Annotated in this window: 25 protein-coding genes; 19 read left to right on the plus strand and 6 right to left on the minus strand. The window is 42.4% G+C overall.

The features are described from left to right. Positions 1 to 39: 39 nt before the first annotated feature. The 3 genes from hemG to aguA form a co-directional block, all read right to left on the minus strand. Positions 40 to 567, minus strand: coding sequence for a menaquinone-dependent protoporphyrinogen IX dehydrogenase (hemG, locus tag CYL31_RS07335; RefSeq protein ID WP_212918276.1), 528 nt, complete (start codon positions 565 to 567; stop codon positions 40 to 42). A 198-nt stretch (positions 568 to 765) separates the two neighbouring features. After that, positions 766 to 1,743, minus strand: coding sequence for a GTPase RsgA (gene rsgA / locus CYL31_RS07340; protein WP_212918277.1), 978 nt, complete (start codon positions 1,741 to 1,743; stop codon positions 766 to 768). 295 nt (positions 1,744 to 2,038) lie between these two features. Continuing rightward, positions 2,039 to 3,148, minus strand: coding sequence for an agmatine deiminase (aguA, locus tag CYL31_RS07345; RefSeq protein ID WP_212918278.1), 1,110 nt, complete (start codon positions 3,146 to 3,148; stop codon positions 2,039 to 2,041). A 479-nt stretch (positions 3,149 to 3,627) separates the two neighbouring features. Here aguA and CYL31_RS07350 point away from each other — a divergent pair, with 479 nt between their 5' ends. After that, on the plus strand, positions 3,628 to 3,933 hold the full coding sequence (locus tag CYL31_RS07350) for a hypothetical protein (protein WP_212918279.1): 306 nt from the start codon (positions 3,628 to 3,630) through the stop codon (positions 3,931 to 3,933). Between the two features lie 49 nt (positions 3,934 to 3,982). Here CYL31_RS07350 and CYL31_RS07355 read toward each other — a convergent pair whose 3' ends face one another. Then, complete coding sequence (locus tag CYL31_RS07355) at positions 3,983 to 5,332, minus strand: sigma-54 interaction domain-containing protein (protein ID WP_212918280.1); 1,350 nt, start codon at positions 5,330 to 5,332, stop codon at positions 3,983 to 3,985. Positions 5,333 to 5,485: 153 nt separating this feature from the next. Between CYL31_RS07355 and CYL31_RS07360 the strand changes: the two genes are divergently transcribed. After that, complete coding sequence (locus CYL31_RS07360) at positions 5,486 to 5,959, plus strand: hypothetical protein (RefSeq protein ID WP_212918281.1); 474 nt, start codon at positions 5,486 to 5,488, stop codon at positions 5,957 to 5,959. Between the two features lie 52 nt (positions 5,960 to 6,011). Here the strand turns inward: CYL31_RS07360 and CYL31_RS07365 are convergent, their stop codons facing one another. Beyond that, positions 6,012 to 6,800, minus strand: a complete 789-nt coding sequence (locus tag CYL31_RS07365) for a hypothetical protein (protein ID WP_212918282.1) — start codon at positions 6,798 to 6,800, stop codon at positions 6,012 to 6,014. Between the two features lie 199 nt (positions 6,801 to 6,999). After that, positions 7,000 to 7,761 (minus strand): phosphoribosylformimino-5-aminoimidazole carboxamide ribotide isomerase, encoded by a 762-nt coding sequence (gene hisA / locus CYL31_RS07370; RefSeq protein ID WP_212918283.1) that lies wholly within the window; start codon positions 7,759 to 7,761, stop codon positions 7,000 to 7,002. Positions 7,762 to 7,901: 140 nt separating this feature from the next. Between hisA and arfB the strand changes: the two genes are divergently transcribed. The 17 genes from arfB (at position 7,902) to CYL31_RS07455 (ending at position 25,260) form a co-directional block, all read left to right on the plus strand. Then, positions 7,902 to 8,315: an alternative ribosome rescue aminoacyl-tRNA hydrolase ArfB gene (gene arfB / locus CYL31_RS07375; RefSeq protein ID WP_212918284.1), complete on the plus strand. Its 414-nt coding sequence runs from the start codon at positions 7,902 to 7,904 to the stop codon at positions 8,313 to 8,315. Positions 8,316 to 8,345: 30 nt separating this feature from the next. Beyond that, positions 8,346 to 8,549 (plus strand): DUF1289 domain-containing protein, encoded by a 204-nt coding sequence (locus tag CYL31_RS07380; protein ID WP_212918285.1) that lies wholly within the window; start codon positions 8,346 to 8,348, stop codon positions 8,547 to 8,549. Positions 8,550 to 8,731: 182 nt separating this feature from the next. Further along, positions 8,732 to 9,313: a DedA family protein gene (locus tag CYL31_RS07385; protein ID WP_212918286.1), complete on the plus strand. Its 582-nt coding sequence runs from the start codon at positions 8,732 to 8,734 to the stop codon at positions 9,311 to 9,313. Beyond that, positions 9,310 to 10,443 carry a D-alanine--D-alanine ligase gene (locus CYL31_RS07390; RefSeq protein ID WP_212918287.1) on the plus strand — a complete coding sequence of 378 codons (1,134 nt, stop codon included), beginning with the start codon at positions 9,310 to 9,312 and terminating at the stop codon, positions 10,441 to 10,443. Before CYL31_RS07385 ends, CYL31_RS07390 begins: the two co-directional genes overlap by 4 nt. Positions 10,444 to 10,502: 59 nt before the next feature. Continuing rightward, positions 10,503 to 11,057, plus strand: a complete 555-nt coding sequence (locus CYL31_RS07395; RefSeq protein ID WP_212918288.1) for a hypothetical protein — start codon at positions 10,503 to 10,505, stop codon at positions 11,055 to 11,057. A 2-nt stretch (positions 11,058 to 11,059) separates the two neighbouring features. Beyond that, positions 11,060 to 11,830, plus strand: coding sequence for an NRDE family protein (locus CYL31_RS07400; RefSeq protein WP_212918289.1), 771 nt, complete (start codon positions 11,060 to 11,062; stop codon positions 11,828 to 11,830). Between the two features lie 19 nt (positions 11,831 to 11,849). Next, on the plus strand, positions 11,850 to 12,293 hold the full coding sequence (locus CYL31_RS07405) for a YHS domain-containing (seleno)protein (protein ID WP_212918290.1): 444 nt from the start codon (positions 11,850 to 11,852) through the stop codon (positions 12,291 to 12,293). Positions 12,294 to 12,318: 25 nt separating this feature from the next. Beyond that, positions 12,319 to 12,771: a hypothetical protein gene (locus CYL31_RS07410; protein ID WP_212918291.1), complete on the plus strand. Its 453-nt coding sequence runs from the start codon at positions 12,319 to 12,321 to the stop codon at positions 12,769 to 12,771. 2 nt (positions 12,772 to 12,773) lie between these two features. Next, positions 12,774 to 14,576: a bifunctional lysophospholipid acyltransferase family protein/GNAT family N-acetyltransferase gene (locus CYL31_RS07415; RefSeq protein WP_212918292.1), complete on the plus strand. Its 1,803-nt coding sequence runs from the start codon at positions 12,774 to 12,776 to the stop codon at positions 14,574 to 14,576. Between the two features lie 315 nt (positions 14,577 to 14,891). After that, positions 14,892 to 16,466 (plus strand): cytochrome ubiquinol oxidase subunit I, encoded by a 1,575-nt coding sequence (locus tag CYL31_RS07420; RefSeq protein ID WP_212918293.1) that lies wholly within the window; start codon positions 14,892 to 14,894, stop codon positions 16,464 to 16,466. A 1-nt stretch (position 16,467) separates the two neighbouring features. Then, positions 16,468 to 17,604 (plus strand): cytochrome d ubiquinol oxidase subunit II, encoded by a 1,137-nt coding sequence (cydB, locus tag CYL31_RS07425; protein WP_212918294.1) that lies wholly within the window; start codon positions 16,468 to 16,470, stop codon positions 17,602 to 17,604. Between the two features lie 63 nt (positions 17,605 to 17,667). Further along, on the plus strand, positions 17,668 to 17,778 hold the full coding sequence (cydX, locus tag CYL31_RS07430) for a cytochrome bd-I oxidase subunit CydX (RefSeq protein WP_212918295.1): 111 nt from the start codon (positions 17,668 to 17,670) through the stop codon (positions 17,776 to 17,778). Between the two features lie 5 nt (positions 17,779 to 17,783). Next, entirely contained in the window at positions 17,784 to 19,577 is a 1,794-nt protein-coding gene (gene cydD, locus CYL31_RS07435) for a thiol reductant ABC exporter subunit CydD (protein WP_212918296.1), read from the plus strand. Further along, the gene (locus tag CYL31_RS07440) at positions 19,537 to 21,204 is read left to right on the plus strand and encodes an amino acid ABC transporter ATP-binding/permease protein (protein ID WP_212918297.1); all 1,668 of its coding nucleotides are present in this window, start codon (positions 19,537 to 19,539) and stop codon (positions 21,202 to 21,204) included. The genes cydD and CYL31_RS07440 overlap by 41 nt, the downstream gene beginning before the upstream one ends. Before the next feature lie 1,213 nt (positions 21,205 to 22,417). Beyond that, a complete protein-coding gene (locus tag CYL31_RS07445) occupies positions 22,418 to 23,653 on the plus strand; it encodes a TRAFs-binding domain-containing protein (protein ID WP_212918298.1) in 1,236 nt (411 codons plus the stop codon). Positions 23,654 to 23,659: 6 nt separating this feature from the next. After that, on the plus strand, positions 23,660 to 24,064 hold the full coding sequence (locus CYL31_RS07450) for a TIR domain-containing protein (protein WP_212918299.1): 405 nt from the start codon (positions 23,660 to 23,662) through the stop codon (positions 24,062 to 24,064). Positions 24,065 to 24,153: 89 nt separating this feature from the next. Continuing rightward, entirely contained in the window at positions 24,154 to 25,260 is a 1,107-nt protein-coding gene (locus tag CYL31_RS07455) for a TIR domain-containing protein (protein ID WP_212918300.1), read from the plus strand.

Here is a 25,260-nt window from a genome sequence, read left to right on the forward strand (position 1 = left end):
ATTGCGTCGTTTTACTATAGATTATTAACGGCCGTTTTATTACATATCACAGATGGATTGAGCGAATTTGTCGACACTGTTCCAATCGGTAAACTCCATATTAGTCTTTGGGTCGGTCGGTCCTTTGGTCATCCACATAATAAAGCGGATCATGTTTCGGTCGATGAAACCGTACTGTGGATAATTTAATTTACCAGCAAAAACCCCTTCTAAACTTGGTTTCCAATCGAGTTGGGCTAAAAGTTTAATGATGTACGGGTTGGTGTCTGGTTGGCACTTTTCGGGTTTACGAGCAACAAGGTTAACAGTGTAAAAAGCACTCGGTTTGCTATTAAGCTGAGTTTTATGCTGCTCAATAAAGTCGATAACGACTTTTTGATGTTTGCCATAGCGTATGCTGGCACCAATGACCACCTTGTCATGATTGGCTAAGGTTTCTGCCGTTGCCTCTTCTACTGGTAAAAGAGTGACGGTATGGCCTTGGCTTTCGATTACAGCTTGCATTTTTAGGCTTATCTTTTTTGTGTGACCGTCTGTTGTTGAATAAATTAGTAAAGTATTAGACATGGTGATTCAGAAAAGCTGCCTCTGTTAGAGTGGAGTGAAAACGAATAGAGGGAGTTGTTATAAACACTCATCGGCTTGCTGTAAAGGGCAGAGGTTGCTCTTATTTATTTTGGAGGTTTTTTCTGCACAAAAAAGCAGACTATATTTAATAATCCGCTTTCTGTTTTGCTAATTTGAAATTGTGCTAAATATCAAATATTACTCGGCAGAGCTGTGTTTTCGTGCGCGGATATCAGATTGTGCGCTACGATAAAACTTCTCTTGTGGTTTGGATCTCGTGAATTGATCGTCATCGTTATCTTCATTACGAAGTAACATAAAATCAGCCACGCGTTGCTCATCTAAGCGGTTTGCTTTAACGGCACCTTTGATCGCACAACCAGGCTCGCCTTGGTGATGGCAGTCGCTAAATCGGCACTCTTTTTCCAAGGCGATGATGTCGGCAAAATTGGCAATAGCGCTGCTATCAAATTCAGCCAGTTGTAATTCACGCATGCCAGCTGTATCTAATAAGATTGCGCCTGATGGCATGATTTTTAATACACCAGAATCGCCAATATTTCTTTGGGCTTTGCCTTCCGCTGTGGTCTGCATCAAGGTGTTGATCAATGCGGATTTACCAGAGCCAACCGCGCCTAATAAAGCAATAGTTTTGCCTTTCTTAAGCAAAGGCGATAGGCAGCGTAGGCTGTCAGCATCCAAAGCATTAACAGTTTCTACGATGAGCAATGGATCAAGCTTTTCTACTTGGGCACGTTTTTCTGCAGCGTCTTCGCAGGTGTCGGCTTTAGTAAGAATGACAACCGCATCAGCTTGAGCTTCATGGGTAAGTTCTAAATAGCGTTTAATCAGTGCTAGATTGAAGTCTTGATTTAATGCGCAAATTAGAAACACAGTGTCTATATTTGAAGCAATGTTTTCAAATACAGAGCTTGGCTCTAAAAGGCGTAAAAAATTGTGTTCAGTATCGGTAACAACCCAGTCACCGACAGCCATACTTGGCATATCTGAATCACTTTCTAAGTTAAAGAAGCCGAACTCACTGACAAGCTCGTAATTGCTACCTTGTTGAGAGCAGATACGTGCAATACGGTTAGATTCTAAATCATCCAATGATAACTGTTGTTGAAAGTAAGCCTGCCAGCCTAAGTCCAATAAAGTAAACGTGGAATCCATTAATATTACCCCAAGCGAAATACGCCATCGTGAATAAGAAGCAAAGCGCTTCAATTAGTACAACCGAACATAAGCAAAAGTTTGTGTATGTTCTAGCCAAAAAAATAGACAAAACACCAATGCGTTATAAACCTTTTATACAAGGCGTTACTTTGTCAGATTAGCACAGTGTGTGAGCGCTACAAACAGAAATATCGCCGTCATAAAAAAGGTTTATCATATTGGTATTTATATTGAATATACGTATAACATCTATAACCAATGCCGCAATCTATTACCGAGAAGTTTAAGCGACTTAAACGGTTTTTATAGAGTCCTTTTTAGGAACCTGCTGAGTAATGCAGTGAATGTTCCCTCCGCCTAATAATATATTTCTAGCGTAAACACCTATTATATTATGGTCAGGAAAGGCGAGTTGTAGAATTTCCTTTGCTTGCTCGTCGGTTTTCACTCCGAAGGTAGGAAAAACAATGCTGTGATTCGTTATTAAAAAGTTGGCGTAAGAGGCTGCAAGACGTTCTCCTACTTGGCGATTCATATAATCGCTTTCTACTAAATTTTTTGCTTCGTCTTCTGATACAAAAAGCGGCCCTGGCAATGGGAGCTTAACTATCTCTAGTGTTCGACCTTTTGCATCGATGGTTTGGCTTAATACTTTTAGTGCCGCTTTACTGATAGCGTATTGCGGATCGCTTGGGTCGTTGCAGTCTGTTAATGCGACAACACCAGGGCGGACAACATGCATGATGTTATCGACATGACCATTGGTTTCATCGTTATAAAGCCCATCTTTTAGCCAAATGATTTTTTCAACATTTAAGTACACCTTTAATAGGTCTTCGATGTCTTCTTTGCTGAGATGGGGATTACGGCTTGGGTGCAGCAAACATTCTTCTGTTGTATATAAGGTGCCTTCGCCGTCTACATGAATAGAGCCGCCTTCAAGAATCAAGGGGGCATGGTAAACATAGTCACCTGTGACAGCGGCCATTTGTTCGGCGACGGCATTATCTTGTTCCCAGGAATCATATAGACCGTCTAGTTCTCCGCCCCAAGCATTAAACTGCCAACTATTAGCTCGACGTTCGCCTTGATCGTTTACAACGTAGGTCGCACCTATATCACGCATCCAGCAATCATCAGACGGAATTTCAATGACTCGAATTTGATTAGGCAAAGCGAGGCGAGCTTGTTCATAGTGCTTTGCATCGACAATAAAGGTGACATCGGTTGATTGCGCAATCGCTGTAGCAACAGCAACAAACTCGACTTGAGCATGTTTGCCTTTTTCTCGCCAGTTGTCTTCGCGGGTTGGCCAAGCCATCCAAACTTGCTCTTGCGGTTCGTGTTCCGCAGGCATACGAAAACCATCTAGTCGTGGTGAGGTGTACAGCGTGGTGTTCATTAACATGTCCTTAATGGTCGCTTATCTAGTAAAGCAAAGGTTTTGGCCAATTCTATGGCAGAGATACAAACATTCAAGAGTCTTTTTGTGTATTCCATGAAAATAGCTGTTTATTTTGTGGGGCTGCTTGTTTCGTGGCGTTACTTCTTCATTTCATCAGATTGGTGGCTTATGAGCCACATTTTTTGCGTCTTTACAATTACTCGACGGAAACAGTTACCGAGTAATTTTGTAAAAACTACTTGTTGACCACTTGGTACGAGTTGTATTTCATTTTCATATTTATAATAAAATCTTTTAATATCAAATACTTGATGTATTTTTTGAAAGTTGGCACGGGCTTCGCAATACTCTAGATGTGAAATCAACGACATGAACTTCAGTTCTTTTGTTCAGGTTGTTGAATTGATTACTTGGAAGCTGGCGTAGACCGCAATTATTGCTCCCAAACTTTTGAAAACTAAATGGAGGTTACCATTATGAATATTAAACGTACTCTACTAAATACCGCTTTGATTCTTGTTACTGCTGGTACATTGGCTGCATGTGACCAGAGCTCAGATGACAGTAAAGCAGAAGATGCTATGTCCAATGCCGGTGATGCCGTTGAGCAAACCATGGATGACGCTGGTGCTGCTGTAGATCAAACGATTGATAATGCTGGTGAAGCGCTAAACAACGCTGGCAACTCAATTGATGAGACAATGACAGATACTGGTAACGCTATTGAAGACAAGTGTGAAGAAGCGAAAGAAGGCATGAACGCCAAAGATACTGATTGCTAAAATGAATAGAAAAAAGGCCGAGTTAATCGGCCTTTTTTCTAACGTTCTGTTATAAAAAATCGGTATGTTCGTATTTATCGAGTTTGTTATATAGGGTTTTTATACTGATACCAAGTTGATTGGCTGTATCTGTTTTGTTGCCATCATTGTTTTTCAGTGTTTTTAGTATGGCGATTTTTTCTATGTCATCTAGGCGCATACCCATAGGAATACCTGACGTTTTATCCGCTTTAGTTTGGTCGCCAAGGTCATTGGTAATGAGATGCTCAGGATGGATGGTGTGATCAGCCAAAATATAAGCTCGCTCTATAGCATGTTTTAACTCGCGTACATTACCAGGCCAGATGTAGTTATTAATTTTTTCTAGGCTTTGTGTTGAAAATTGTTTGTGCTGACCATCTTGTGCGTTGCGGTAAGCCAAAAAATGTTGGGCAAGGCCACATGCATCACCTTCACGGTCTCTTAATTTGGGAACCATGATAGGGAATTGAGCTAAGCGAAAATAAAGATCTTCTCGGAAGACTTCATCACGGATTGCATCGCTTAGAGTACGGTTAGTTGCTGCAACAATTCGTACGTTAGCCATTTTTACTTGTTGAGCGCCGACGGGTTTGTATTCACCGCTCTCGAGCACTCTTAAAAGTTTTACCTGATGCTCATAAGGCATTTCGGTGACTTCATCTAAAAAGAGTGTGCCACCTTCGGCTTGTTCGAAAACGCCTTGATGATCTTTATGTGCTCCGGTAAATGCGCCTTTAACATGACCGAATAATTCGCTGTCGATCAGTTCAGGGCTAAGTGCGCCACAGTTGATCGCGACAAATGGACCTTCAGCTCGTTGACTAAATACATGTAGGGTATTGGCAATAAGTTCTTTACCTGTGCCGCTTTCACCCATGATGAAAGCATTGGCTTTGGTTGCCGCCACTTTTCGAATGGTGCGGTAAAGCGAATGCATGGCAGCTGATGAACCAACTAATAACCCAAATTGATCTAAATAGCTGGTTTGGGTAGATATGTCTTCGTGAGAGCGGTTTAGTTCACAAAAAACTTCTTCTAACGAAGACTCAATCAGTTTTAAGTTATAAGGCGCTCGATAGTGAAATCCAGCTCCTTTATGCATTAGGCGATCTAATATTGGATCAGGTTTGCCTTTGCTGAAGAATAAAAATTCTGTTTGATATAAAACAGGGCTGTTAATAAGTTCTTTTAAGGCAACATCGTGTAATGAATTGACTTCGATAAGAGCAACATCGCATTTAGCAATAGACAGTTGATCTAGCCAATTCTCATCTTGATGGCTAATGTTTAACTCATATTGTCTAACGCCATTTAAAGACAGCAGGTTTGAAGCTAATAATGGATCTTGAATATGCATGAATAGCTTTGGTGAAGACATTGTCATTACCCTTAAAAAATCTTAAAGAATTTATGTGGCAATAAAATCATAGGGTTGAATCCGGTGATAGTTAATACTGGTAAATTTTCAGTAAACACGGCTTTAATCATCCTTATTTGCACAAAGCTCACCCTTTTTTGAAAGGAGATAAAAATGCTTGATGGCCATTACTCAGAAAAGATGCCTTACCCTAATGCGGACACTCGCATTTTGTGTGACATGCTTTCGATGTGTTTTGACGGATTTTTTGCCAATTCAGCATTATGTGGGCGAGTAGGTAATACTTTGGATAGACATGTATTTAAAAAGGTGTCGTCTTTGTATCGGCGCCTTGCAGAGAGACTGCTGCATAGCGTGGGGACCTTGCCTGAAGATACAGGGACGATGAATCCTGAGCCAGGCTATGTCGCAACCGCTTATTTATCTGCCCTTAATGCGGCGGATAGGCATGCTCCAAGTCGTGTTATGTCGGTTAATTGGCAAGTGATAAAACGTATTGGTAAATTAGTTAGAAAGTTAGATGACAAGCTGTTTGCTAATATGGTGGTGGATTATTTAGCCTGCATTCAGGTGGTATTAGATAATGCACAGAAACGCCGAAAAGCGGCAAAGCTAGTGAGTGTATAAACAAAAAAAGAGCTAATATTAGCTCTTTTTTTGTTTATTAAGAATAACTAGATTATTTACTGTTAACCACTCGATAGTCTAATTTACCAACAATTGTACCTTTTGTGCTGTATGTTGAGACATTAAAGCTGGCGTTGTTTTTCTCTTTATTTGGATTAACCGTTGAGATAACTTCGCCGTTCACAACAAGTTGGTATGATTCCGAAAACGTAATATGCAAATCTTCTGATTTCGGATTTTCAAACAAAATATTATCTTTTAAGCGAATGACTCGACTTTCACCACGAACCCACTGACCAACCAGCGGTTGGGCTTTAAATGTTGTAGTGTTATGAGTCACTGTTGTATCTGATAAGAATATTTGAATCAAATCGCCGCTTATTGCCATCTTTTCTCTGTCATCAACGCGTGCATTTAGCGACGCAAGAGCGCTATTTGTTTTACTTATGTATGAACGTAATTGTTGAATAGCAGAGTCGATTTCTTTTGCGCTTAACTGCTTCGTGGCCAAAATTCGTGGTAGCTCAGGTGCATTACCAACGCGGTTTTGAAGCTCAGTAAAGTTGGTATTAGCGAGTTTCTTTTGTGTCTCAAGTTGTTCGGCTAAATTACGATCATCTGTTTTATCGACAGCGTCAGTTTTATTAGCTGAATCATTTTTGACGACAGTATTAACGATTTCATCAACAGAGTCTTTTGGTGTCTTAGTTTGCTCTGTGGTTGCCTTGTTTTGAGTAATAGGCTTCTCTGTTTTGGTTTGTTGGGGATCTTGTAAAATTGGCATCGAGCAAGCACTAAGTAAAAGTACTGCAAGTAAAAGGCCAGAACGAAATGTAGGCATTTAATAATCCTGAGACTAGAAGCGAAAAATAAGTCACCAAGTATGCGGTATGACGGATTGTATGTCGAGCTGAAGTGGCCACAACTAGCGGGAGTATTTCATTAAAGAATGTGTAAGTAGACTCTTTGTTGAAATTTTAGGCGTTAACTCACAACGGAAGATGTTAGAGACAAGTCAAAGGCTTGCCTCTAACGCTAGATTATTTTTGAGATTGGTTCCATAAGATACATTCATCTAAAGTTACGCCTTGGCCACCAAAAATATCCAATGCACTGCCAATAGTTAAATCTACCATGCCATTAGACAATTCATGAACGCGCTTTAAGTCCGCCAAAGAGCGAGCACCGCCAGCGTAAGTAACAGCAACCGGACATCCTTGGCCAAGTAGTTGAACTAACTCCTCATCAATACCAGCCTGCAAGCCTTCAACATCAGCCGCATGAATCAAAAATTCATCACAATGGTTTGCTAGTTCAATTAGATTTTCTTGGTTAACTTGAGTCGAGGTAATGGTTTGCCAGCGATCGGTGGCAATGTACCAACCGTCTTTGGTACGGCGACAGCTTAAGTCCAATACTAAACGATCGGTTCCTGTTTCGCGTTTGATTTTATCTAAGCGGTCCCAAGAAAACTCACCATTTTCAAATAAATAAGAAGTGACAATAACGTGAGATGCGCCAGCCGTTAAATAGCTTGCTGCATTGTTATTGTTGACGCCGCCGCCAAATTGTAAACCATCAGGATAAGCACGCAGAGCACTTAACGCTTCCTCTTGGTTACCTTTACCTAAAGCAATAACATGACCTCCAACAAGACCGTGTTCACGGTACATATTGGCATAATGCTCTGCATTGTATTCACTGATAAAGTTCTCTGTGGCGCCTTTGTCATTCAGACTGCCACCAACAATTTGTTTAACCTTGCCTTGGTGTAGATCGATACAAGGACGGAACTGGGTCACAAAAAAACTCCTATTAGGTTGAAAACAAGACGGCGATTGTAACCGATAATGTACTGATAAACGATGCACCAAAGCAAACACTTCTTAAGCCTGTTATAATTGTCGGCCATTTCAATAGAAAGAAACATAAAGCAATCATCATGCTGCAAATTACTCTCGCCGTGGCGATCCCAGACCACGAAATTGAACTCACCGCTATCCGAGCGCAAGGCGCTGGCGGTCAGAACGTGAATAAAGTCTCTTCTGCTATTCATCTTAGGTTTAATGTTGCCAACTCTTCCTTGCCTGAATTTTATAAAGAACGCTTACTCGCATTAAGTGATTCTCGTCTTACCAAAGACGGTGATATTGTGCTTAAAGCTCAGCAACATCGTACCCAAGAGTTAAACCGAGAAGATGCACTGGCAAGACTTAAAGAGCTGATTCTTGAAGCGGTACGTGTGCAAAAAGCGCGTAGACCGACCAAACCAACACGTTCTTCGCAGAAAAAACGCATTGATCAGAAAAAGCAAAAAGGCCAAATTAAAAGCTTGCGTCGTAGCAATTGGGATTAAAATTGGTTTTAGATAAATATAGGCTTAAACATGTCAGTGAATAATCAAACCGATCAAACAATAGAAAGTCCCTGCATTCGGCATTGCTGTCTTGATGGTGACGATGTTTGTGTGGGCTGTTATCGAACCATAACCGAAATTATGGACTGGCAAAAATCAACTCAGAGTCAAAAGCTGGATATTTTGGCTAACTGCTCAATGCGCAAACAGAAACACGACTCTCTGTATCGTTAAATCCCTGCTCGTTTATTGTACTTTTCCTTTTTGATCCCTTCTAACTAACTCCATTTCTTTATTTTAATTTTTTTAACTAGTGCTGTAAGAAACTTATTACTGCCCACGTCTAACCTCCAGAAACAAAATAATGGTGCTTGGAGCTTTCCAAGTTTTTAGATGACATGGGTAGGTGATTTACCTTGATTGCAGAATTACAAGCATGGCTAACATCGGGAACAACGTCGCTGACCTTGTTGTGTGTTGGCATTGTACTTTTGTCTTATTTACTTGAAGACCTCGCTATCGCGACGGCCGCGACTTTGTCTGCTCACGGCGATTTGCCTTCATCACTTGCTTTAATGTCTATTTTTATTGGTATCGCGACGGGTGATTTGGGGCTGTACGTTTTGGGGCGATTTTCTCGAAAAGTAAGATGGCTACGCTATCGAGCCTTAACCAATTCTTCTTTTAAAGTCGTGAGACAAAAGCTGACTCAGCGTGCTTTTTTGAACCTCTTTTTGATTCGTTTTATTCCCGGTTTAAGAACCATTGGTTTTACCTTGAGTGGTTTTCTTGTCATCCCGTTACGAGTCTTTTTTAGCGCCGTTCTGCTTGCGACGTCTATTTGGACGCTGGTGGTGTTCACGCTTATTTATCAGTTAGGTAGCAGTGTTTTTATGCAGGTTTCAGAGCTGAAGTGGGTGCTTATTCCTCTTGCTTTTGCCCTGTTGTTTTTAATGAATCGCTTTCTTAATAAATCGTTTACGCGAGGTATATCATGAGTGCCATGGTAGAGGGGCAGTTCATTGCACCGAATAAAATTAATGCTGGAATGCCGCTGCTCCATGTAGAAAAAGAGGCGAGTATTTCGCCTTATGAATTCATGCCGAGCTGGTTCTTTTATGCGCCTGTTGTGGCGCAGAGTGTGTTACTTGGTTTGCGTCACGGGGATGTTTGTTTGCCTTTAATTGCCAATCCAAGCATCAAGCTTAGCGGCATGGTAGGGGAATCTAAAACCGATATTCTGAATTTGGCTGGCCCAGTTGCAAAACAATGGATTGAACCTTTTATTACGCTGACGAAAAGCCAAGAGACGGTTTCTATTCAGTTAGAAGAGGCACTGCAAGCCATGGACGCCGCTCAGTTGTCATTTCCGATTGTTGCTAAGCCAGATCTAGGCTGTCGCGGAGTTGGGGTTAAACTGCTGAAATCCAAAGCGCAACTTCATGATTACATCCAAGGCTTCCCTCTATCTGCGAGATTCCTACTTCAGCGTAAAGCACCATATCAAGCGGAAGCTGGAGTGTTTTACGTGCGTTATCCAGGGCAAGAGCTGGGCGAGATTATTTCCATTACCTTGAAATACACGCCAAGTGTGGTTGGTGACGGCACGCATAGTTTGAGACAGCTTATTGAGCGTTGTCCGCGTTCGGGTCAATTAACCCATTTGTACTTCCCGCGTCACATACAAAAACTGGATTGGGTACCCGCAGAAGGCGAAGAATATCCTCTTGCGTTTGCTGGCAGTCACAGTCGCGGTTCGATTTTTCGCAATGGCAATCATTACATCACGCAAGCGTTAACACGCAAATTGGATGAGATCTTAAAAGATGTGGATGGCTACTACTACGGCCGCTTAGACATCAAGTTTGCAGATATCGAATCCTTTATGGCAGGCGAGAATTTTTCCATTTTGGAAATGAATGGAGCCAGTAGTGAAGCGACCCATATTTGGGACCGAAATACCAAGTTATCCGAGATTTTTAGCACCCTTCTAAAACAGTACCGAATCTTATTCGAGATTGGTGCTTTGCAGAAAAAGCGCGGTTTTAAATCGCCGACCCTTCGAGCTTTATTGAAAGCGTGGCGAGAAGAAAAAGCTCTGATTCAGCATTATCCCAGCACTGATTAAACCAAGCTTTAAGTGAGTTAAAAATTTTAGTTAAGAGCCGTTTTTTGGAAGGAAAGAATATGCAATCAGTATTAAAAAAGAGAGAAGTGAGCACGCTGCAGCCAGCGACTTATGCTCCAACGGTACAAGGCTGTCTTGAGGCTTTCTCTCAGGCTTCTCGCTGTTTGCAGATGCTAGATGACGAAGGCTATCAAGCATCGATGAAACCTTATATTAACAGTTCTATCGGAGAGCATTTTCGTCATTGGTTGGATGTTTTTAATGCCATATATCGAGCGGGTATTGTGATTGATTACAACCAACGTCGTCGTGGTCACGCGGTGGAAACATCACGCTCTGTTGCTTTGGCTGAAATCGACGAGCTGACAAACTGGCTAACAGGATTATCGGAAAAAAAGCTCAAGAAAAGCGTGAATGTTTTGACGGAAGTTTCTGTCTCGCATACCCAAGCCTGCCTTATGTCGTCGACCTTAGAACGAGAGATTACCTTTGCAGCCCTGCACGCTAATCATCATTTTGCCATGGTAAAAGTCGCAGCAAATTTAATGAATAAGCCAATGGATGATGACTTTGGTATTGCGCCAGCCACAGCTACTTTTTTGCGAGGTCAATAATTATGTGTTCGGTTTCTTGGTGGATTGATGAGTCAGGTTATCAATTGTATTTCAATCGCGACGAGCAAAAAACGCGTGCGCCAGCTTTGCCGCCTCAGTCCTTTATAGAGCAGGGAACTCAGGTGTTGATGCCGATTGATCCAGTCGGCAAAGGTAGCTGGATCAGCTTAAACGAGCAGGGTTTGTCCTTGTGTTTGCTAAATAATTATCAAGGTAAAACACCATCAGGCGAGCTGACAAGCCGCGGGCAATTATTAAAGCGTTTATCCAGTGAAGCGACTGTAGCCCAAGTTGAATGGCAGTTTGCTCAGCTGGACCTTCAACAATTCGCGCCTTTTACCTTGTTAGCCTTTGAACTAGGCCATGACAAGGTCCGAGAGTTTCAATGGGATGGCGAAAAGGTCTCTGTTACTTATGCCATATCACCGCATTTTTCGTCTGCGGTGGCATTAGAAAGCACGGTCGCTTATCGACAATCTATTTATGACGAACTGTCAGTCAAGACTTCGGATGATTTGCTGGTATTCCATTCTCAGCATCATCCAGAACATCCTCACTTGTCGGTTTGTATGCACAGAGAAGATGCACAGACCGTGAGTTTCACTCGCATTCAGGTCGCAAAAGATAATCTTCAAATGAGCTATGTGGCCGGATCGCCTTGCTCGCATTTAACGCCAGCAGCGCTGGCAGCACAGACCTATCGTTTTCAAGACAATCGCTTTCAAAATGATCGTTTTCAAGAAATGGTTCCCCTTTTTGGTATTTCCCTTTAATCAAATATTAGGAGTTGATATGACACGCTTAGTGATGTTTTTAGCCTTGTTTATGAGCAGTCTGGCGTTTGCGCAAGATGAGATTTATACCGGCTATTTTAGTAATAAAGCCCTGAGTGGTTATGACACGGTTGCTTATTTTACCGACCAAAAACCGGTCGAAGGTAACGCCAAGTATGTGACCGAATATAAAGGCGCAGATTGGTATTTTGCCTCGCAAGAGCATCTCGATATGTTCAAAGCCCAGCCCGAAAAATACGCCCCTCAATATGGTGGATATTGTGCTTGGGCGGTGTCTGCCAAGAACGACTTTGCCTCTGCTGATCCGAAAGATTGGGCGGTGGTCGATGGCAAGCTTTACTTAAATTATGACGACGATATTAAACGCAAGTGGGATCAAGATCCTGCTTTACATATCAAACAAGCGGATGCCAATTGGCCAGCACTGATTCGCAAAAAATAACATTTAAAAAATAAGGTTAATAAAGATGAATAAGCAATTCGTGAAATATGTGCCAACGGTATTTATCGCCTTTGTATTTGTGCAGTCACTGTTTTTTAAATTCACAGGTTCTTACGAAACCGACTATATCTTTGGCGTGTTGGGCGCTTGGTCTGGTTTGGAATTTTTCGGGAATTATGGTGGTTATATTATTGGTGTGGCCGAACTGATTGCCTCCATTTTGCTCTTTACCCGTTGGCATGGTCTTGGTTCTTTGATGGCCATGGGCATTATGAGTGGTGCGATTATTTTTCACCTGTTTACACCACTGGGTGTGGTCATGCCTGAGTTTAACGAAGTTGGTGAAGTCGTCGGTAACGACGGTGGTTTGCTGTTTACTATGGCGTGTTTGGTTTGGTTATGTGCAGCCTTTTTATCGTTTCGGGATCTAAAAAATCCGCAAGGCATTCTAAACAAACTTGTGAATAACGGAGTCTGATTATGTTAGCTAGTCCTGTTCGTTTGCCAAGTCCGTTTCGCTTAAAAAGAGTCACGCCATTTGGTGTAGGGGAATCTGTTATTGAATGGGCGACAGGACTCGCTAAATTAGATCGTTTGTATCAACAAAGGCCAAGCAGCCAAAACTGTTTTGAATTTATGCGTTATACCCTCGAAGCGTTGGATATTGATTATTCCATTGCCAGAGGGAAACTTGAGAATATTCCCCAAAAAGGTCCTGTGGTGATAGTCGCTAACCATCCTCTTGGGGCGATTGAAGGTGTGGTCTTGGCGGATTTGGTTGGACGAGTGCGTAGTGATGTAAAAGTGTTGGCCAATGAATTGCTCAAGCGTTTGCCTGAAATCAGTGACTTGTTTATCGGTGTGGATGTATTCGGTGGCAAAACCGCTCAGCGGACGAATAGCAAGGCGATTCGTGATGCCCATCGACACTTGGCTGATGGTGGTGTACTGATTGTGTTTCCTGCTGGGGAAGTATCGACTTATCCGAAAAAATCTAAGGATCAGTCTGCAGAAAAGTCGAAAGAAAAGCAGATATTGGCAGACATCGAATGGAGCCAGTCGGTTGCTAATTTCTTAAAACGTAGTGAGGCGACTACGGTGCCTATTTTTATTAATGGCAAAAACAGCGAGCTGTTTTATCAAGCAGGCCGTATTCATCCTTTGTTGCGAACTGCTATGTTGGGAAGGGAGCTACTTAATAAAAAATCCTCGGTGATTGAAATTTCCATTGGCAGTGCCATGCCATTCTCAGAAGTGAGTCAATTTGAGAGTAACCAAGACCTTGTCAGTTATTTGCGTTTAAATACTTATTTAATGAGCCCTCAATATGCTCATGAATTGGTTGTTCAACATGATAGTGCCGATTTACCTATTATCGCGCCGATTGATCTAAGTCTCCTAGACGAAGAAATTGCCAGTCTGCCAGACGAGATGCTGTTGTTACAACAAGGCGAGTTCCGTGTTTATTGCGCACCAACGCAATCGATCCCCTTACTGATACAAGAAATTGGTCGCATACGAGAAGAAAATTTTCGTGCTGTGGGCGAGGGAAGTGGTTTGGCCTGTGACCTTGATGAATACGACCTTTATTACCATCAATTGTTTGTTTGGCATCATGGCAATAAAGAAGTCGTCGGTGCCTACCGAATGGGGCTAGTGGATAAGCTTATTGAAGTGCATGGTTTAAAAGGTTTGTACTCACGCAGCTTGTTTAACTATGACCAAGCTTTTATTGATAGCCTAGATCACAGCATTGAAATGGGACGATCAGTCGTGGCTGCTAAGTATCAAAAGAACTTAAATTCACTGCTTTTGCTTTGGAAAGGCATTGCGACCTTTGCTTATCGAAACCCCAAATATACGCATTTATTTGGTCCTGTGAGCATCAGTAACGATTACAGTCATACGGCTCGCCAGTTAATCGCTGCGACCTTGTCGATCCATTATTACGATAAAGAGAAAGCCAGTTTGGTGATGCCTTCAACTCCGCTGCGAAACAGTGGCTCGGTATTCTGGCAACCTAATTTGTTGTCATCATTGGCGAGTGTCACGCTACTTTCTAAAGTCTTGTCTAGAATGGAGCAGGGCAAAGGACTGCCCGTATTGATTCGTCAGTACTTAAAAATGAACGGCAAGTTAGTGTGTTTTAACGTCGATCCAGCGTTTCATAATTCATTGGATGGATTAATAGTAGTGAATCTAAAAAATGTGCCTCTATCTATTTTGGCAAAGTATATGGGACAAGACGATGCTAAGGTATATTTAGAAACAGTCTTGAAATAATAGCCCAAGAGATAGCAATCATGGGGGCTGAACGAAAGGCGTCACAGTCTCCATGGTCATCTTTGATTTTTATCTTCATGTTTTAGAACCCTTTAATTACCTCTTCAAACAATCTTTTTTACTACTTATTTCTTTCACTCTCTTTATCTTGATCTAACGCAATGTTTTGGATCGCAACTACACTCATAATCCAGCCTTATAGTAAGCCTTATAAATTTTTGAGGCTTCGGTGGGCGTTGGATAACAAGAACACTCAATGAAATAAGTGTCTACGATCGTCTTTTTTTCTCAATCAAATGAATGGGTTGAAGTTATATGATTAACGAAGCTGTAGTGGAATTATCGCGATTTCAGTTTGCTTTCACTGCTCTATACCACTATTTGTTTGTCCCTTTAACACTAGGGATGTCTTTCTTACTGGCAATCATGGAGTCCGTCTATGTGATTACAGGTAAGCAAGTCTACAAAGACATGGTTAAGTTCTGGGGTAAATTGTTTGGTATTAACTTTGCGCTAGGCGTAACAACAGGTTTGACGATGGAGTTCCAGTTTGGGACTAACTGGTCTTATTACTCGCATTACGTTGGCGATATTTTTGGTGCACCTTTGGCCATCGAAGGCTTGATGGCTTTCTTCCTTGAATCAACCTTGGTTGGTTTGTTCTTCTTTGGTTGGGATCGCCTAAGCAAAGTGAAGCACTTGGTAGTGACTTGGGGCGTGGCGCTAGGTTCTAACTTGTCGGCTTTGTGGATCTTAATTGCAAACGGTTGGATGCAGAACCCTGTAGGGTCAGAGTTTAACTACGAAACAATGAGAATGGAATTGGTTGATTTCGGTGCTTTATTGTTTAACCCAGTTGCGCAGGTAAAATTTGTTCACACTGTATCAGCAGGTTACACAACGGGTGCGATATTCGTTCTTGTTATTTCAAGCTACTACTTATTGAAAGGTCGTGACCTTGCTTTTGCTCGCCGTTCTTTTGCGATTGCTTCTGCGTTTGGTTTGGCATCTATCTTGAGCGTTATCCTTCTAGGTGACGAGTCAGGTTACGAGCTAGGCGAAGTGCAAAAAGTGAAATTGGCTGCGGTTGAGGCTGAGTGGGAAACACAGCCTGCGCCTGCCGACTTCACCTTGATCGGCTTCCCGAATCAAGAGCTTCAAGAGACTGAGTATGCGATAAAAATCCCAGGTTTAATGGGCTTGATCGCGACGCGCTCCCTCGACAAAGAAGTAGAGGGTATCAAAGAACTGAAAGAGCATAACCGCCAACGTATTATCAATGGTATTTATGCAAACCAGTTGCTTGAGAAGCTACGTAGTGGTTCAACCGATCCGCTGGTAAAAGAAAACTTCGAGAAAGTTAAAGACGATCTTGGTTACGGTTTGCTAGTAACCGCATTTAACGAAGACATGAACAAGGTGACCTCTGAAGAGATCGATCAAGCGGTAGAGTATTCAATTCCTCAAGTCGCGCCATTGTTCTTCGCCTTCCGTATCATGGTGGGTTGTGGCTTCGTGATGTTGGTTGTTTTCGCTGCGGCTTTCTACCAAAACGCACGTCGTCGCATTGGTAACAATCCATTATTCCTTAAACTCATTGTGTTGTGTTTACCTCTGCCTTGGATTGCGAATGAGGCGGGTTGGTTTGTCGCAGAATATGGTCGTCAGCCATGGGCGATTGGTGAGATCTTGCCAGTCCATGTGGCGGTATCCAGTTTAACGGCTACTGAGATTTGGATTACGATTGCTGGTTTTGCCGTATTGTATACCTCGTTCTTGATTGCCGAGATGTACTTGATGATTCGTTTTGCTAAGCAAGGGCCTTCTAGTTTACATACTGGTCGTTATGCACTTGAACAAGAAACGTCTCAGTTAAAACAGGAGGTGTAAGATGGATTACGAATTATTAAAAGTCATTTGGTGGGTGTTGATGGGGGTTTTACTAATTGGCTTCTCTGTCACCGACGGTTTTGACATGGGGGTCGGTAGTTTGCTGAAAGTGATTGGTGGGACCGACTCAGAACGTCGTATTATGATCAACTCCATTGCCCCTCACTGGGACGGCAACCAAGTTTGGTTTATCACAGCCGGTGGTGCGTTATTTGCTGCTTGGCCTGTAGTGTATGCAACGTCATTCTCTGGTTTTTACTTTGCGATGATGTTGGTGTTGGCGGCGTTATTCTTCCGTCCAATCGGCTTTGATTACCGTTCTAAGCTAGAAAACACAAAATGGCGTACTAGCTGGGACTGGGGGATTACCTTTGGTTCTGCCGTTCCACCTATTATTTTCGGTGTGGCGTTTGGTAACTTGTTGCAAGGTGTTCCATTTGAGTTTGATCAATACTTGCGTGTGACTTATACCGGTTCTTTCTTTGCTCTACTAAACCCGTTTGCGATTCTTTGTGGTCTAGTTAGTTTGCTAATGATAATGACTCAAGGCGGTGCTTGGCTACAGATGAAAACAGACGATGCATTGCTTGAAAAAGCCAGCCGTATTACTGCGATCACTGGTGCATTAGCCGCTGTGTTGTTCATTTTAGCAGGTGTTTGGTTGGCTTATGGTATTGATGGCTATGTATTAACAAGCGCTATTGATGGCAATAAAGTCATGACACCATTAATGAAAACCGCTGAAGTACAGCCTGGCGCATGGTTAGCAAACTATGAAAAAGTGCCTGCGCTTATGTTGGCTCCTATCATTGGTATTGCGGGTATGTTGTTTGCTGCACTGGCTGGTGTAATGAGAAAAGGCGCATTGTCTTTCTTAAGTTCATCACTAGGTATTGCTGGCATTATCGTTACCGCGGGTGGGTCAATGTTCCCATTCTTGATGCCATCTTCAAGCTATCCAAGCATGAGTTTGACTATGTGGGATGCGACGTCAAGTGAGAAAACCATGATGATCATGTTTGTTGTGGCTTGTATCTTTGTACCAATCGTTCTTGCTTATACATTGTGGAACTATTTTGTGATGTATGGTCGTTTAACGAAGAAACACATCGAAGAAAACAATCATTCACTTTACTAGTCATTAGCAAAGAAGATAGAGCTCGCAGAGCTCTATCTTTAGCAATAAATAGAGGAACAAAATATGTGGTATTTCGCTTGGGTTCTTGGCATTTTGTTGGCCTGTTCATTCGGTATTATCAATGCAGTTTGGTTAGAGTTTAGTGGTTACGAAGGTGAAGAGGAGCAGAAGTAAGCCTTATGACGAGAGAGAAGGGAGCACAAAAGACTCGTCGACCTGGTCGAATTAAAACACCGGAAGCGGTATTTTTGGGACAGTTGGCGAATCAGCAGTCATCAAAATACCGCATCGCTCAAAGTTTCGGTGTCTTGTTTGCGGTGTCTTTAGTGTTGCAGGCTTGGGCGTTCGCGAATGTCTTTTCAGATATGGCGTTGCACCAATCCTTTTCACTAACTCTCTTAGTTGTTGGTTTATTTGCTCTACTAATCCGTGCCTTGGCTAACTTTGGTCGAGAACGTATTTGCACTAGCGCAAGCCGTGATATTCGTTACGGCTTGCGTGGTAAATTGGTGTCGCATCTTACGAATCTTGGGCCAGCGCGCTTAAGAATCGAAGAAGATGCGGCGCTTTCTACTCGTGTTTACGAACAAGTAGACGCGTTAGACGATTTCTTTAGTCGCTATAAACCACAAGTATTTATGGTGACCCTGATTCCTTGTGTGATCCTACTTTCCGTTGTGTCTATTTCTTGGATCGCCTTCTTTGTTTTTATGATGACCGCGCCATTGGTTATCATCTTCATGATTTTTGTCGGTCACAAAGCCGCACAAGCTAACCGCCGACAGTTTAATGTTTTGGCCATGTTGTCCAACCAATTTATGGACTTAAGCCAAGGGCTAGCAGAATTAAAACGCCTTAACAGAACTGGCGAAGCACGCGAGCGTTTGTCCGATAGTGCTACTTCATATCAAAAGACAACCATGGGGGTTTTGGTATTAGCGTTTTTATCAACGGCTACGTTAGAACTTTTTGCCTCATTATCCATTGCCATGATTGCCTTGTATTTAGGGCTTGGCTTATTGGAAGTCTTGCCATGGCAAGTCGGGTCGTCTCCCGTTACCTTGACGCAAGCCATGTTCCTTTTATTGCTGGCACCAGAATTTTATTTACCCTTGCGTCAGCTGGGTAACGATTACCACGCCAAGCAAAAAGCGGAAGCCGCCGCGACCGATTTATTAGAAATTTTAGACGCGCCAGCCCACGCTGCTGCCTCACAACAGGAAGGGAGTCGTATTGTCGAATCGAATAACGCTGCAACGACTAATCAACTGACATCTATCCAGTTTAAAAACCTAAGTTGGTGTGAAGCAGGGCGTTATCGACTCGCGCCAATCACTGCGACAATTAACAAAGGCGAACGTGTCTGGTTGAGTGGTGAATCGGGCGTTGGAAAATCCAGTCTCTTGCATCTTTTGCTGGGTTTTGAAGAAAACTACGAAGGAATGTTTCTCGTGAACAACTTGCCGTTTAGTGAGTTAGATTTAGCCTCTTGGCGAGCCAAACTGGCTTGGTTGCCACAAACACCAGAATGGGTAAACGGCAGCATTCGTCGTAATTTACTTTTGGGTCTTGGTGGCAAAGAGGGCACTAGGTTGCCAAGTGAAAATGAAATACATGCCGCGCTGCGAGAAAGCCAATGTGATGAATTCATTCAAGCACTACCAGATGGGCTAGATACGAAATTAACCGAACTCGGTGCTGGTTTGTCTGGCGGACAAATGCAGCGTCTTTCTATTGCCCGAGCTTTATTATCAAACGCCGATATGTGGCTGCTTGATGAACCTTGTTCTGGATTGGACAAGGACACAGCACAAGCGGTACTCGACACACTCAAAACCGCATCCCAAGGCAAAACCTTATTGATCGTCAGCCACGACACACATCCGATTGCATGGGCAGACAAACATTGGGCACTAACAAAAGGAGGTTTGCATGAGCAGTCACGCAAAGAAAACCACGAAGTTATCGCTTAAGCGCCTTTTATTAGCCAATCCTTGGGGCTTTGTTATTCCTCTGTTGACTGGTGTGGCTGCCACCTTAGCGGGTGTTGGGCTATTGGGGCTTTCTGGCTGGTTTATCTCTGCCGCGGGATTAGCAACGGCTTTGGGTGGTGCACTTGTCTTTAACTACTTAACACCTGGTGCCATTGTTCGAGGGCTTGCGATCCTAAGAACCGCTGGGCGCTATGGCGAACAAGTCACAGCGCATAATCACCTGTTGGGATTACTGCGCACTTTGCGCCTTTGGGTGTGGGATCAGAGAGTCGCGAAAGACGCTGCAAACCTTCATGAACAAAGCCGAGGCGATTTACTACAGCGACTAGTCAGCGATCTCGATCAAATTATTCGCTGGCCTTTGGTCGTCTTCTTACCTTGGATCTATGCGTTATTGGCGTATGCCGCTGTAGCGATTTTTGCCTACTTCATCTTGCCCTCGTTACTGTGGCCATTATCTATTGCTGCGCTATTTCATGTTTTCGTGGTTCCTTATGTATGTGGGCATTTTGCCAGCCATGCAGTACACGTTGGGCAAATACTTGGCGTACATCGTCGCAGTCGCTATGTCAGCTTTTTTTCAGCGCTGATTACTTTGACCATTCGTGGTCATTGGGACGATTATGCACAGCGACTTGGTCAACTTGATGAACGCCAAAGAAAAACAGAAATTCGCATCCAGCAGGCTGTGAGCCTTGGGCGTTTGTTGTCATATGGTGTGACCATCTTGCTCATCGCCAGCAGCTTCTATCTACTCAGTGCCTTTACCCCAGAAACCCAACGCTGGACCTTAATAGACGGCGTGCAGGGAACTTGGGTTGTAGGCTTTGTTTTATCGATACTGGCCGTCAATGAACTGGTTTTGCCACTGGTACAATCCTTCGTTGCACAAGGTCAGTCTCAGGTTGGTCTGCGTCGTTTGAATCAATTACATCAAGATGCCCAGGGTCAACCAGAAAACAAAACACAAGCGATTCATCGCATGTCATTCAAGCACTGGCGTGGCTTTCATGCCCCAAGTGGTATGGGTAATCAGGCTATCGATTTTTGTGCTCAAGCAGGCGAGTCAATCTGGCTTCGTGGTGCCAGCGGTTCAGGCAAATCTACGCTATTGGCCTCCATTGCAGGCGATTGTTTATCCTCTGGCGACGCCTTAATTAACAATGAAAAATGCGACCTATACAGCAACCAGTCATATCAAGCACAGCTAAGCTACTTACCCCAATCACCCTATATCTTCCAGCAAAGCATTAGCGCGAACTTACGCCTTGGCAACCCAGAATCAACCGACGACGAACTCTGGTCTGTATTAGAAGCCGTGGCGTTAGCGGATTGGGCCAAAAGCCTACCGAATGGCCTAGAAACCTTACTCAGCTCCCAAGGGCGTAACCTTTCAGGCGGACAACGCAAACGCCTCGCGTTAGCGCGCCTGCTGTTAAGACAATCGCCAGTCTTATTGCTAGACGAACCCTTCGATGGACTAGACAAAGCCACCATCGAAACCATTTGTCATTCATTAGAGAACGACTACAAACCAGACATCTTAATCCTCGTCAGTCATGTTGGGAGTCGCATCGGCGACAACTCAAGAGTCATCGAGCTTTAGCTCTTTTTCCCTCCCATTATGTCTTTCAAGGGGAGGGCTAGGGTGGGGTTATTCTCTTCTTTGGGTTCCATTCAAACGCTTTGTATTTCCGACCTTTTTTCCGCTCTGCTGAGCGGGTAACTTTTTGCAAGCGCCCAAAAAGTAACCAAAAATTCGCTTTATCGGGCTATCGCCCAAACGTCTCATTTACTTTGTCTATTTTGCGTTTAGCAACACGACTTTTATCGTAAGGCATAGATTGTTTATTTGTTAGGGGGGGAGGTCTTCAAACAATGACTTTGAAACTCTATAAAGTCGCGCAACTTCGTCGCGTCGAACTGAGTTCTTGGGTACTAAATTCCCTCCCCTTATGTCTTCCAAGGGGAGGGTTAGGGTGGGGTTGTTCTTTGGGTCTTCAAATGAATTTGTTTCCTCTAAATTGCTTTTAGCTGCAGGTTTTTTCCGCTCTGCTGAGCGGGTAACTTTTATCCAGATCCATAAAAGTAACCAAAAGGTCTCTTTATCGGGCTTTCGCCCAAACGTCTCATTTATTTTGTTTAAGGTAGCGTTTAGCAAGACGACTTTTACCGTAAGGCATAGATTGTTTATTTGCTGGGAGATAGATCCTCAAACAATGACTCTGATACTCCATAAGGTCGCGCAACTTCGTCGCGTCGAACTGACTTCATCTCTGAGATTCTGGTTTTTCGTAGGGCATCATGAGCGCAGCGTGATGTGCCGTTGAAAGCGAAGCTTTCATTGTTCTCACTAAGGGCTCCTGCGTAGATACGTCATTTCCCGCAAGGAGACAAGTGCCCGCGAAGGCGGGAATCAAGCTCTTATGGTCTATGCTAAGCCGCGGCTTTAGCCCCACAATCATCGGACTAAGGGCGAATAAAAAACTGTATTTTCTATCTGTATATACAGTTGTTTTTAAAATAATTACTTTATTGCGCGTTTAGCTATTTTAAATAAACTATTTGAGCGCATTTTGGACTGGTAGGAAGTAAGGAATTCTTTTACTATCAATGGACGAGAATATCAGTGGACGAAATAATATGCTGTGGAGGAATAAATAACACGCATGCTCTTTTTTCCAGTTTTAAGTTTTGTTAATGTCCTTATATAATCTTTATCATTCATATAATTATAAGGATATTTTTGAGTTTTTAGAAATTGTCTAAACGCGCATACGAATTAACAAAATATTTAATTTCACTAAAGGATGTGCCGAGTGGCTAAAATAAAAAAATTATGTTTTGTAATTATGGGTTTTGGAAAAAAGACAGACTTATCCACAGGGAAAACATTAGATCTAGACAAAACCTATAAAAATATCATTAGACCTGCAGTTGAAAAATCTGGGTTGAAATGTGTAAGGGCCGATGAAATACAGGATTCTGGTCTTATTGATAAAAGCATGTATGCACTATTAATGCATGCAGATTTAGTTGTTGCGGACATATCTACATATAACCCGAATGCAATATATGAGTTAGGTGTCCGTCATGCAGTTAGACCTTTTTCGACAATAATCATAAAAGAGCAAGAAGGAACGATACCGTTTGATCTTAATCATAGCCGTATTTTTCACTATGCGCACTTAGGTGATGATATTGGAGTTGATGAGGCAGAGCGATGTCAAGAATCACTAGCAAATATGATTGAATCTCTACTAGAAAATAACACTATTGATAGCCCTCTTTACGATTATATAAAAGATATTGAACCTCCCCAATTAACAAAAAAAGAGTACCAAAGAATTATCGGTGATCTTTCCGATAGAGAAGATAGTATTTTTGCAATATCTGAACGCGCCACACATTGTATGGAAGAATCCAAATTTACTGAAGCTGCTAAGCTGTGGCAAAAAGCGGAAGATTTAGTTCCAAATGAATCATACTTCATTCAGCAGCATGCCCTTGCAAGATATAAGTCCAAAGTACCGACTGAAATCTCCGCGCTAACTGATGCTCTTCAGATAATTGAGAGACTAGACCCAGATAGTGAGACAAATGACCCTGAAACACTTGGGCTTACAGGTGCCATTTATAAACGTTTGTGGCATGTAACAAACGACAAGGAGTATTTAAAGCGAGCGATAGATTATTATTCAAAAGGATTCCAAATTCGTAGAGATTACTACAATGGAGAAAATTACGCGCTTTGTCTAAATATTGCTGCAAGTATCGATGAAGATCCAGAGGAGAAGGTTTTTTATAAAATTGCAGCGAAAAAAGCTAGGAAAGAAATACTAGGTGTTTTGGCGTACTTACTTGATGAAGGTGAAAACACTGAATCTAAGAATAAATGGCCATATGCTACCCTAGCGAGTTGCTACTTTGGGCTTGGTGACGAAAGTAATGGTAATGAAATTGAAAAAATATTTCTATCCCTTACATCAGTAAGCTGGGAGTCGGAAACATATTTTGAAAGTAAAAAAATACTCAGTGAACTACTAAAAGGGTAAAGGATAATGGCAAAGGAATATAAAATATTTATAAGTCACTCTTGGCAATATACTAATACTTTGGAGGCGTTAAGGAATCTGCTTAACGAAAGAGCGTATTTTAGTGCTACATACGAGGAATCCACGAAAAACAACCCGATTAATTCAGAAAATGAAAGCTATGTGAAGATAAGGTTAGCAAAGAAAATTGGCGATTCGGATATCATCTTGGCACTAGCTGGTGTATATGCAAGTCATAGTTCGTGGATGGAATGGGAGCTGGATAAGGCGCTTGAATTAGGGACGCCTATAGTTGGCGTAATCCCACATGGACAGGAGCGAATATCATCTATTGTATCTTCACGCTCAGTCGTTGATGTTCGTTGGAGCACTGAGAGCATAATTGCAGCTATCAGGGCTCATGCCAAGTAAATTATAACAATGCCAGTCAGTAGGGCACTCACAAGTTCGTCGCCTTTGTTGGCGGCATTAAATTTCGATCACAATTATGGAGTACTTAAATGTCAGAGGGTGAAGAGCAAGCTAATCAAGAATCTTCCGAGGCAGCTCTGGAAGATAAGCCAAAAAGAAGGAAACCCACACGAGGAAGTGCACCTAGGCCAATACCAGTAAATTCGCTAGAGGACTCTATTGCTATTCCTCAAGCTCTTAAAGAATACAATGGTAGCAACCCTTGGTCGCCTGCTGATCTGGCAAATGTTCTTGAAATGGGGGCAAAAGCAAATAAATTTTACTATCTGACAGCGAGTTCCAGAGATTATGGCCTCACCAGCGGTACTAGTCGTTCAGGAGAAATTGAACTCACTAATTTGGCAAATGATTTTTTATTTGCGCCGAGTCCAACCGAAGAGTTCGAGTCCCTTCAGAAAGCATTTTTTAAAATTGACTTATTCAAAAAAGTATTTGATTACTATAGCGGCGGCGATCTACCCGAGATGAAATATCTCGGAAATACGCTACAGGGGACTTTTGGTCTTGATCCAGAATTTCATGATGATTTTTATAATTTATATAACGAAAATCTAGATTATATAGGTAGATTTAAAAAAGAAATCAGATCAGACATCCGCTTGGTAGATAAGAATAAAAGCGAGCACTTGGTTGTTACAGGTTCACCGAAGTCAGTGGATGGAGATTTAAAAGTTGCCTTTGTTGCAATGCCATTCAGTGAGAAAACGGGAAAGTACCCTATTGGCTTTTATAAAGAGGTTATGCGAAATCTTGTAACGCCTGCAGGGGTTCAGGCAGGGTTTAAGGTTGAAACGGCAAGAAAGGATGGTAGTGATATTATTCATTCAACTATTGTAAACGACCTGCTAGATGCGGATTTAGTGATTGCCGATCTTACAGATCATAATCCCAATGTGCTTTTTGAACTGGGTGTCCGTATGGCTCATAACAAGCCGGTGGCATTAATCAGAGCTGAAGGTACAGGTCAAATATTTGATGTCGATAATCTCCTTAGAGTATACGACTATTCTCCCAACCTTTGGCCTTCGACCTTAGAGGAGGATATCCCAAATCTAGTAAAACATATTAAAGCCACATGGGAAAAGAGAGACTCAAATGCGTCTTATATGAAAATACTTCGTGGAAAAGAAGTTTAA

The organism is Marinomonas sp. A3A, from assembly GCF_018336955.1.
Classification (GTDB): domain Bacteria; phylum Pseudomonadota; class Gammaproteobacteria; order Pseudomonadales; family Marinomonadaceae; genus Marinomonas; species Marinomonas lutimaris.

Bases quoted from the DNA above. Each gene is read 5' to 3' on its own strand.
- cydD (WP_212918296.1), top strand. From the start codon at position 17,784: ATGACGAGAGAGAAGGGAGCACAAAAGACTCGTCGACCTGGTCGAATT.
- CYL31_RS07355 (WP_212918280.1), bottom strand. From the start codon at position 5,332: ATGTCTTCACCAAAGCTATTCATGCATATTCAAGATCCATTATTAGCT.
- CYL31_RS07450 (WP_212918299.1), top strand. From the start codon at position 23,660: ATGGCAAAGGAATATAAAATATTTATAAGTCACTCTTGGCAATATACT.
- arfB (WP_212918284.1), top strand. From the start codon at position 7,902: ATGCTGCAAATTACTCTCGCCGTGGCGATCCCAGACCACGAAATTGAA.
- CYL31_RS07420 (WP_212918293.1), top strand. From the start codon at position 14,892: ATGATTAACGAAGCTGTAGTGGAATTATCGCGATTTCAGTTTGCTTTC.
- CYL31_RS07350 (WP_212918279.1), top strand. From the start codon at position 3,628: ATGAATATTAAACGTACTCTACTAAATACCGCTTTGATTCTTGTTACT.
- CYL31_RS07365 (WP_212918282.1), bottom strand. From the start codon at position 6,800: ATGCCTACATTTCGTTCTGGCCTTTTACTTGCAGTACTTTTACTTAGT.
- CYL31_RS07400 (WP_212918289.1), top strand. From the start codon at position 11,060: ATGTGTTCGGTTTCTTGGTGGATTGATGAGTCAGGTTATCAATTGTAT.
- CYL31_RS07395 (WP_212918288.1), top strand. From the start codon at position 10,503: ATGCAATCAGTATTAAAAAAGAGAGAAGTGAGCACGCTGCAGCCAGCG.
- CYL31_RS07455 (WP_212918300.1), top strand. From the start codon at position 24,154: ATGTCAGAGGGTGAAGAGCAAGCTAATCAAGAATCTTCCGAGGCAGCT.
- cydB (WP_212918294.1), top strand. From the start codon at position 16,468: ATGGATTACGAATTATTAAAAGTCATTTGGTGGGTGTTGATGGGGGTT.
- CYL31_RS07415 (WP_212918292.1), top strand. From the start codon at position 12,774: ATGTTAGCTAGTCCTGTTCGTTTGCCAAGTCCGTTTCGCTTAAAAAGA.
- CYL31_RS07380 (WP_212918285.1), top strand. From the start codon at position 8,346: ATGTCAGTGAATAATCAAACCGATCAAACAATAGAAAGTCCCTGCATT.
- CYL31_RS07440 (WP_212918297.1), top strand. From the start codon at position 19,537: ATGAGCAGTCACGCAAAGAAAACCACGAAGTTATCGCTTAAGCGCCTT.
- cydX (WP_212918295.1), top strand. From the start codon at position 17,668: ATGTGGTATTTCGCTTGGGTTCTTGGCATTTTGTTGGCCTGTTCATTC.
- CYL31_RS07390 (WP_212918287.1), top strand. From the start codon at position 9,310: ATGAGTGCCATGGTAGAGGGGCAGTTCATTGCACCGAATAAAATTAAT.
- CYL31_RS07410 (WP_212918291.1), top strand. From the start codon at position 12,319: ATGAATAAGCAATTCGTGAAATATGTGCCAACGGTATTTATCGCCTTT.
- CYL31_RS07405 (WP_212918290.1), top strand. From the start codon at position 11,850: ATGACACGCTTAGTGATGTTTTTAGCCTTGTTTATGAGCAGTCTGGCG.
- hemG (WP_212918276.1), bottom strand. From the start codon at position 567: ATGTCTAATACTTTACTAATTTATTCAACAACAGACGGTCACACAAAA.
- aguA (WP_212918278.1), bottom strand. From the start codon at position 3,148: ATGAACACCACGCTGTACACCTCACCACGACTAGATGGTTTTCGTATG.
- rsgA (WP_212918277.1), bottom strand. From the start codon at position 1,743: ATGGATTCCACGTTTACTTTATTGGACTTAGGCTGGCAGGCTTACTTT.
- CYL31_RS07360 (WP_212918281.1), top strand. From the start codon at position 5,486: ATGCTTGATGGCCATTACTCAGAAAAGATGCCTTACCCTAATGCGGAC.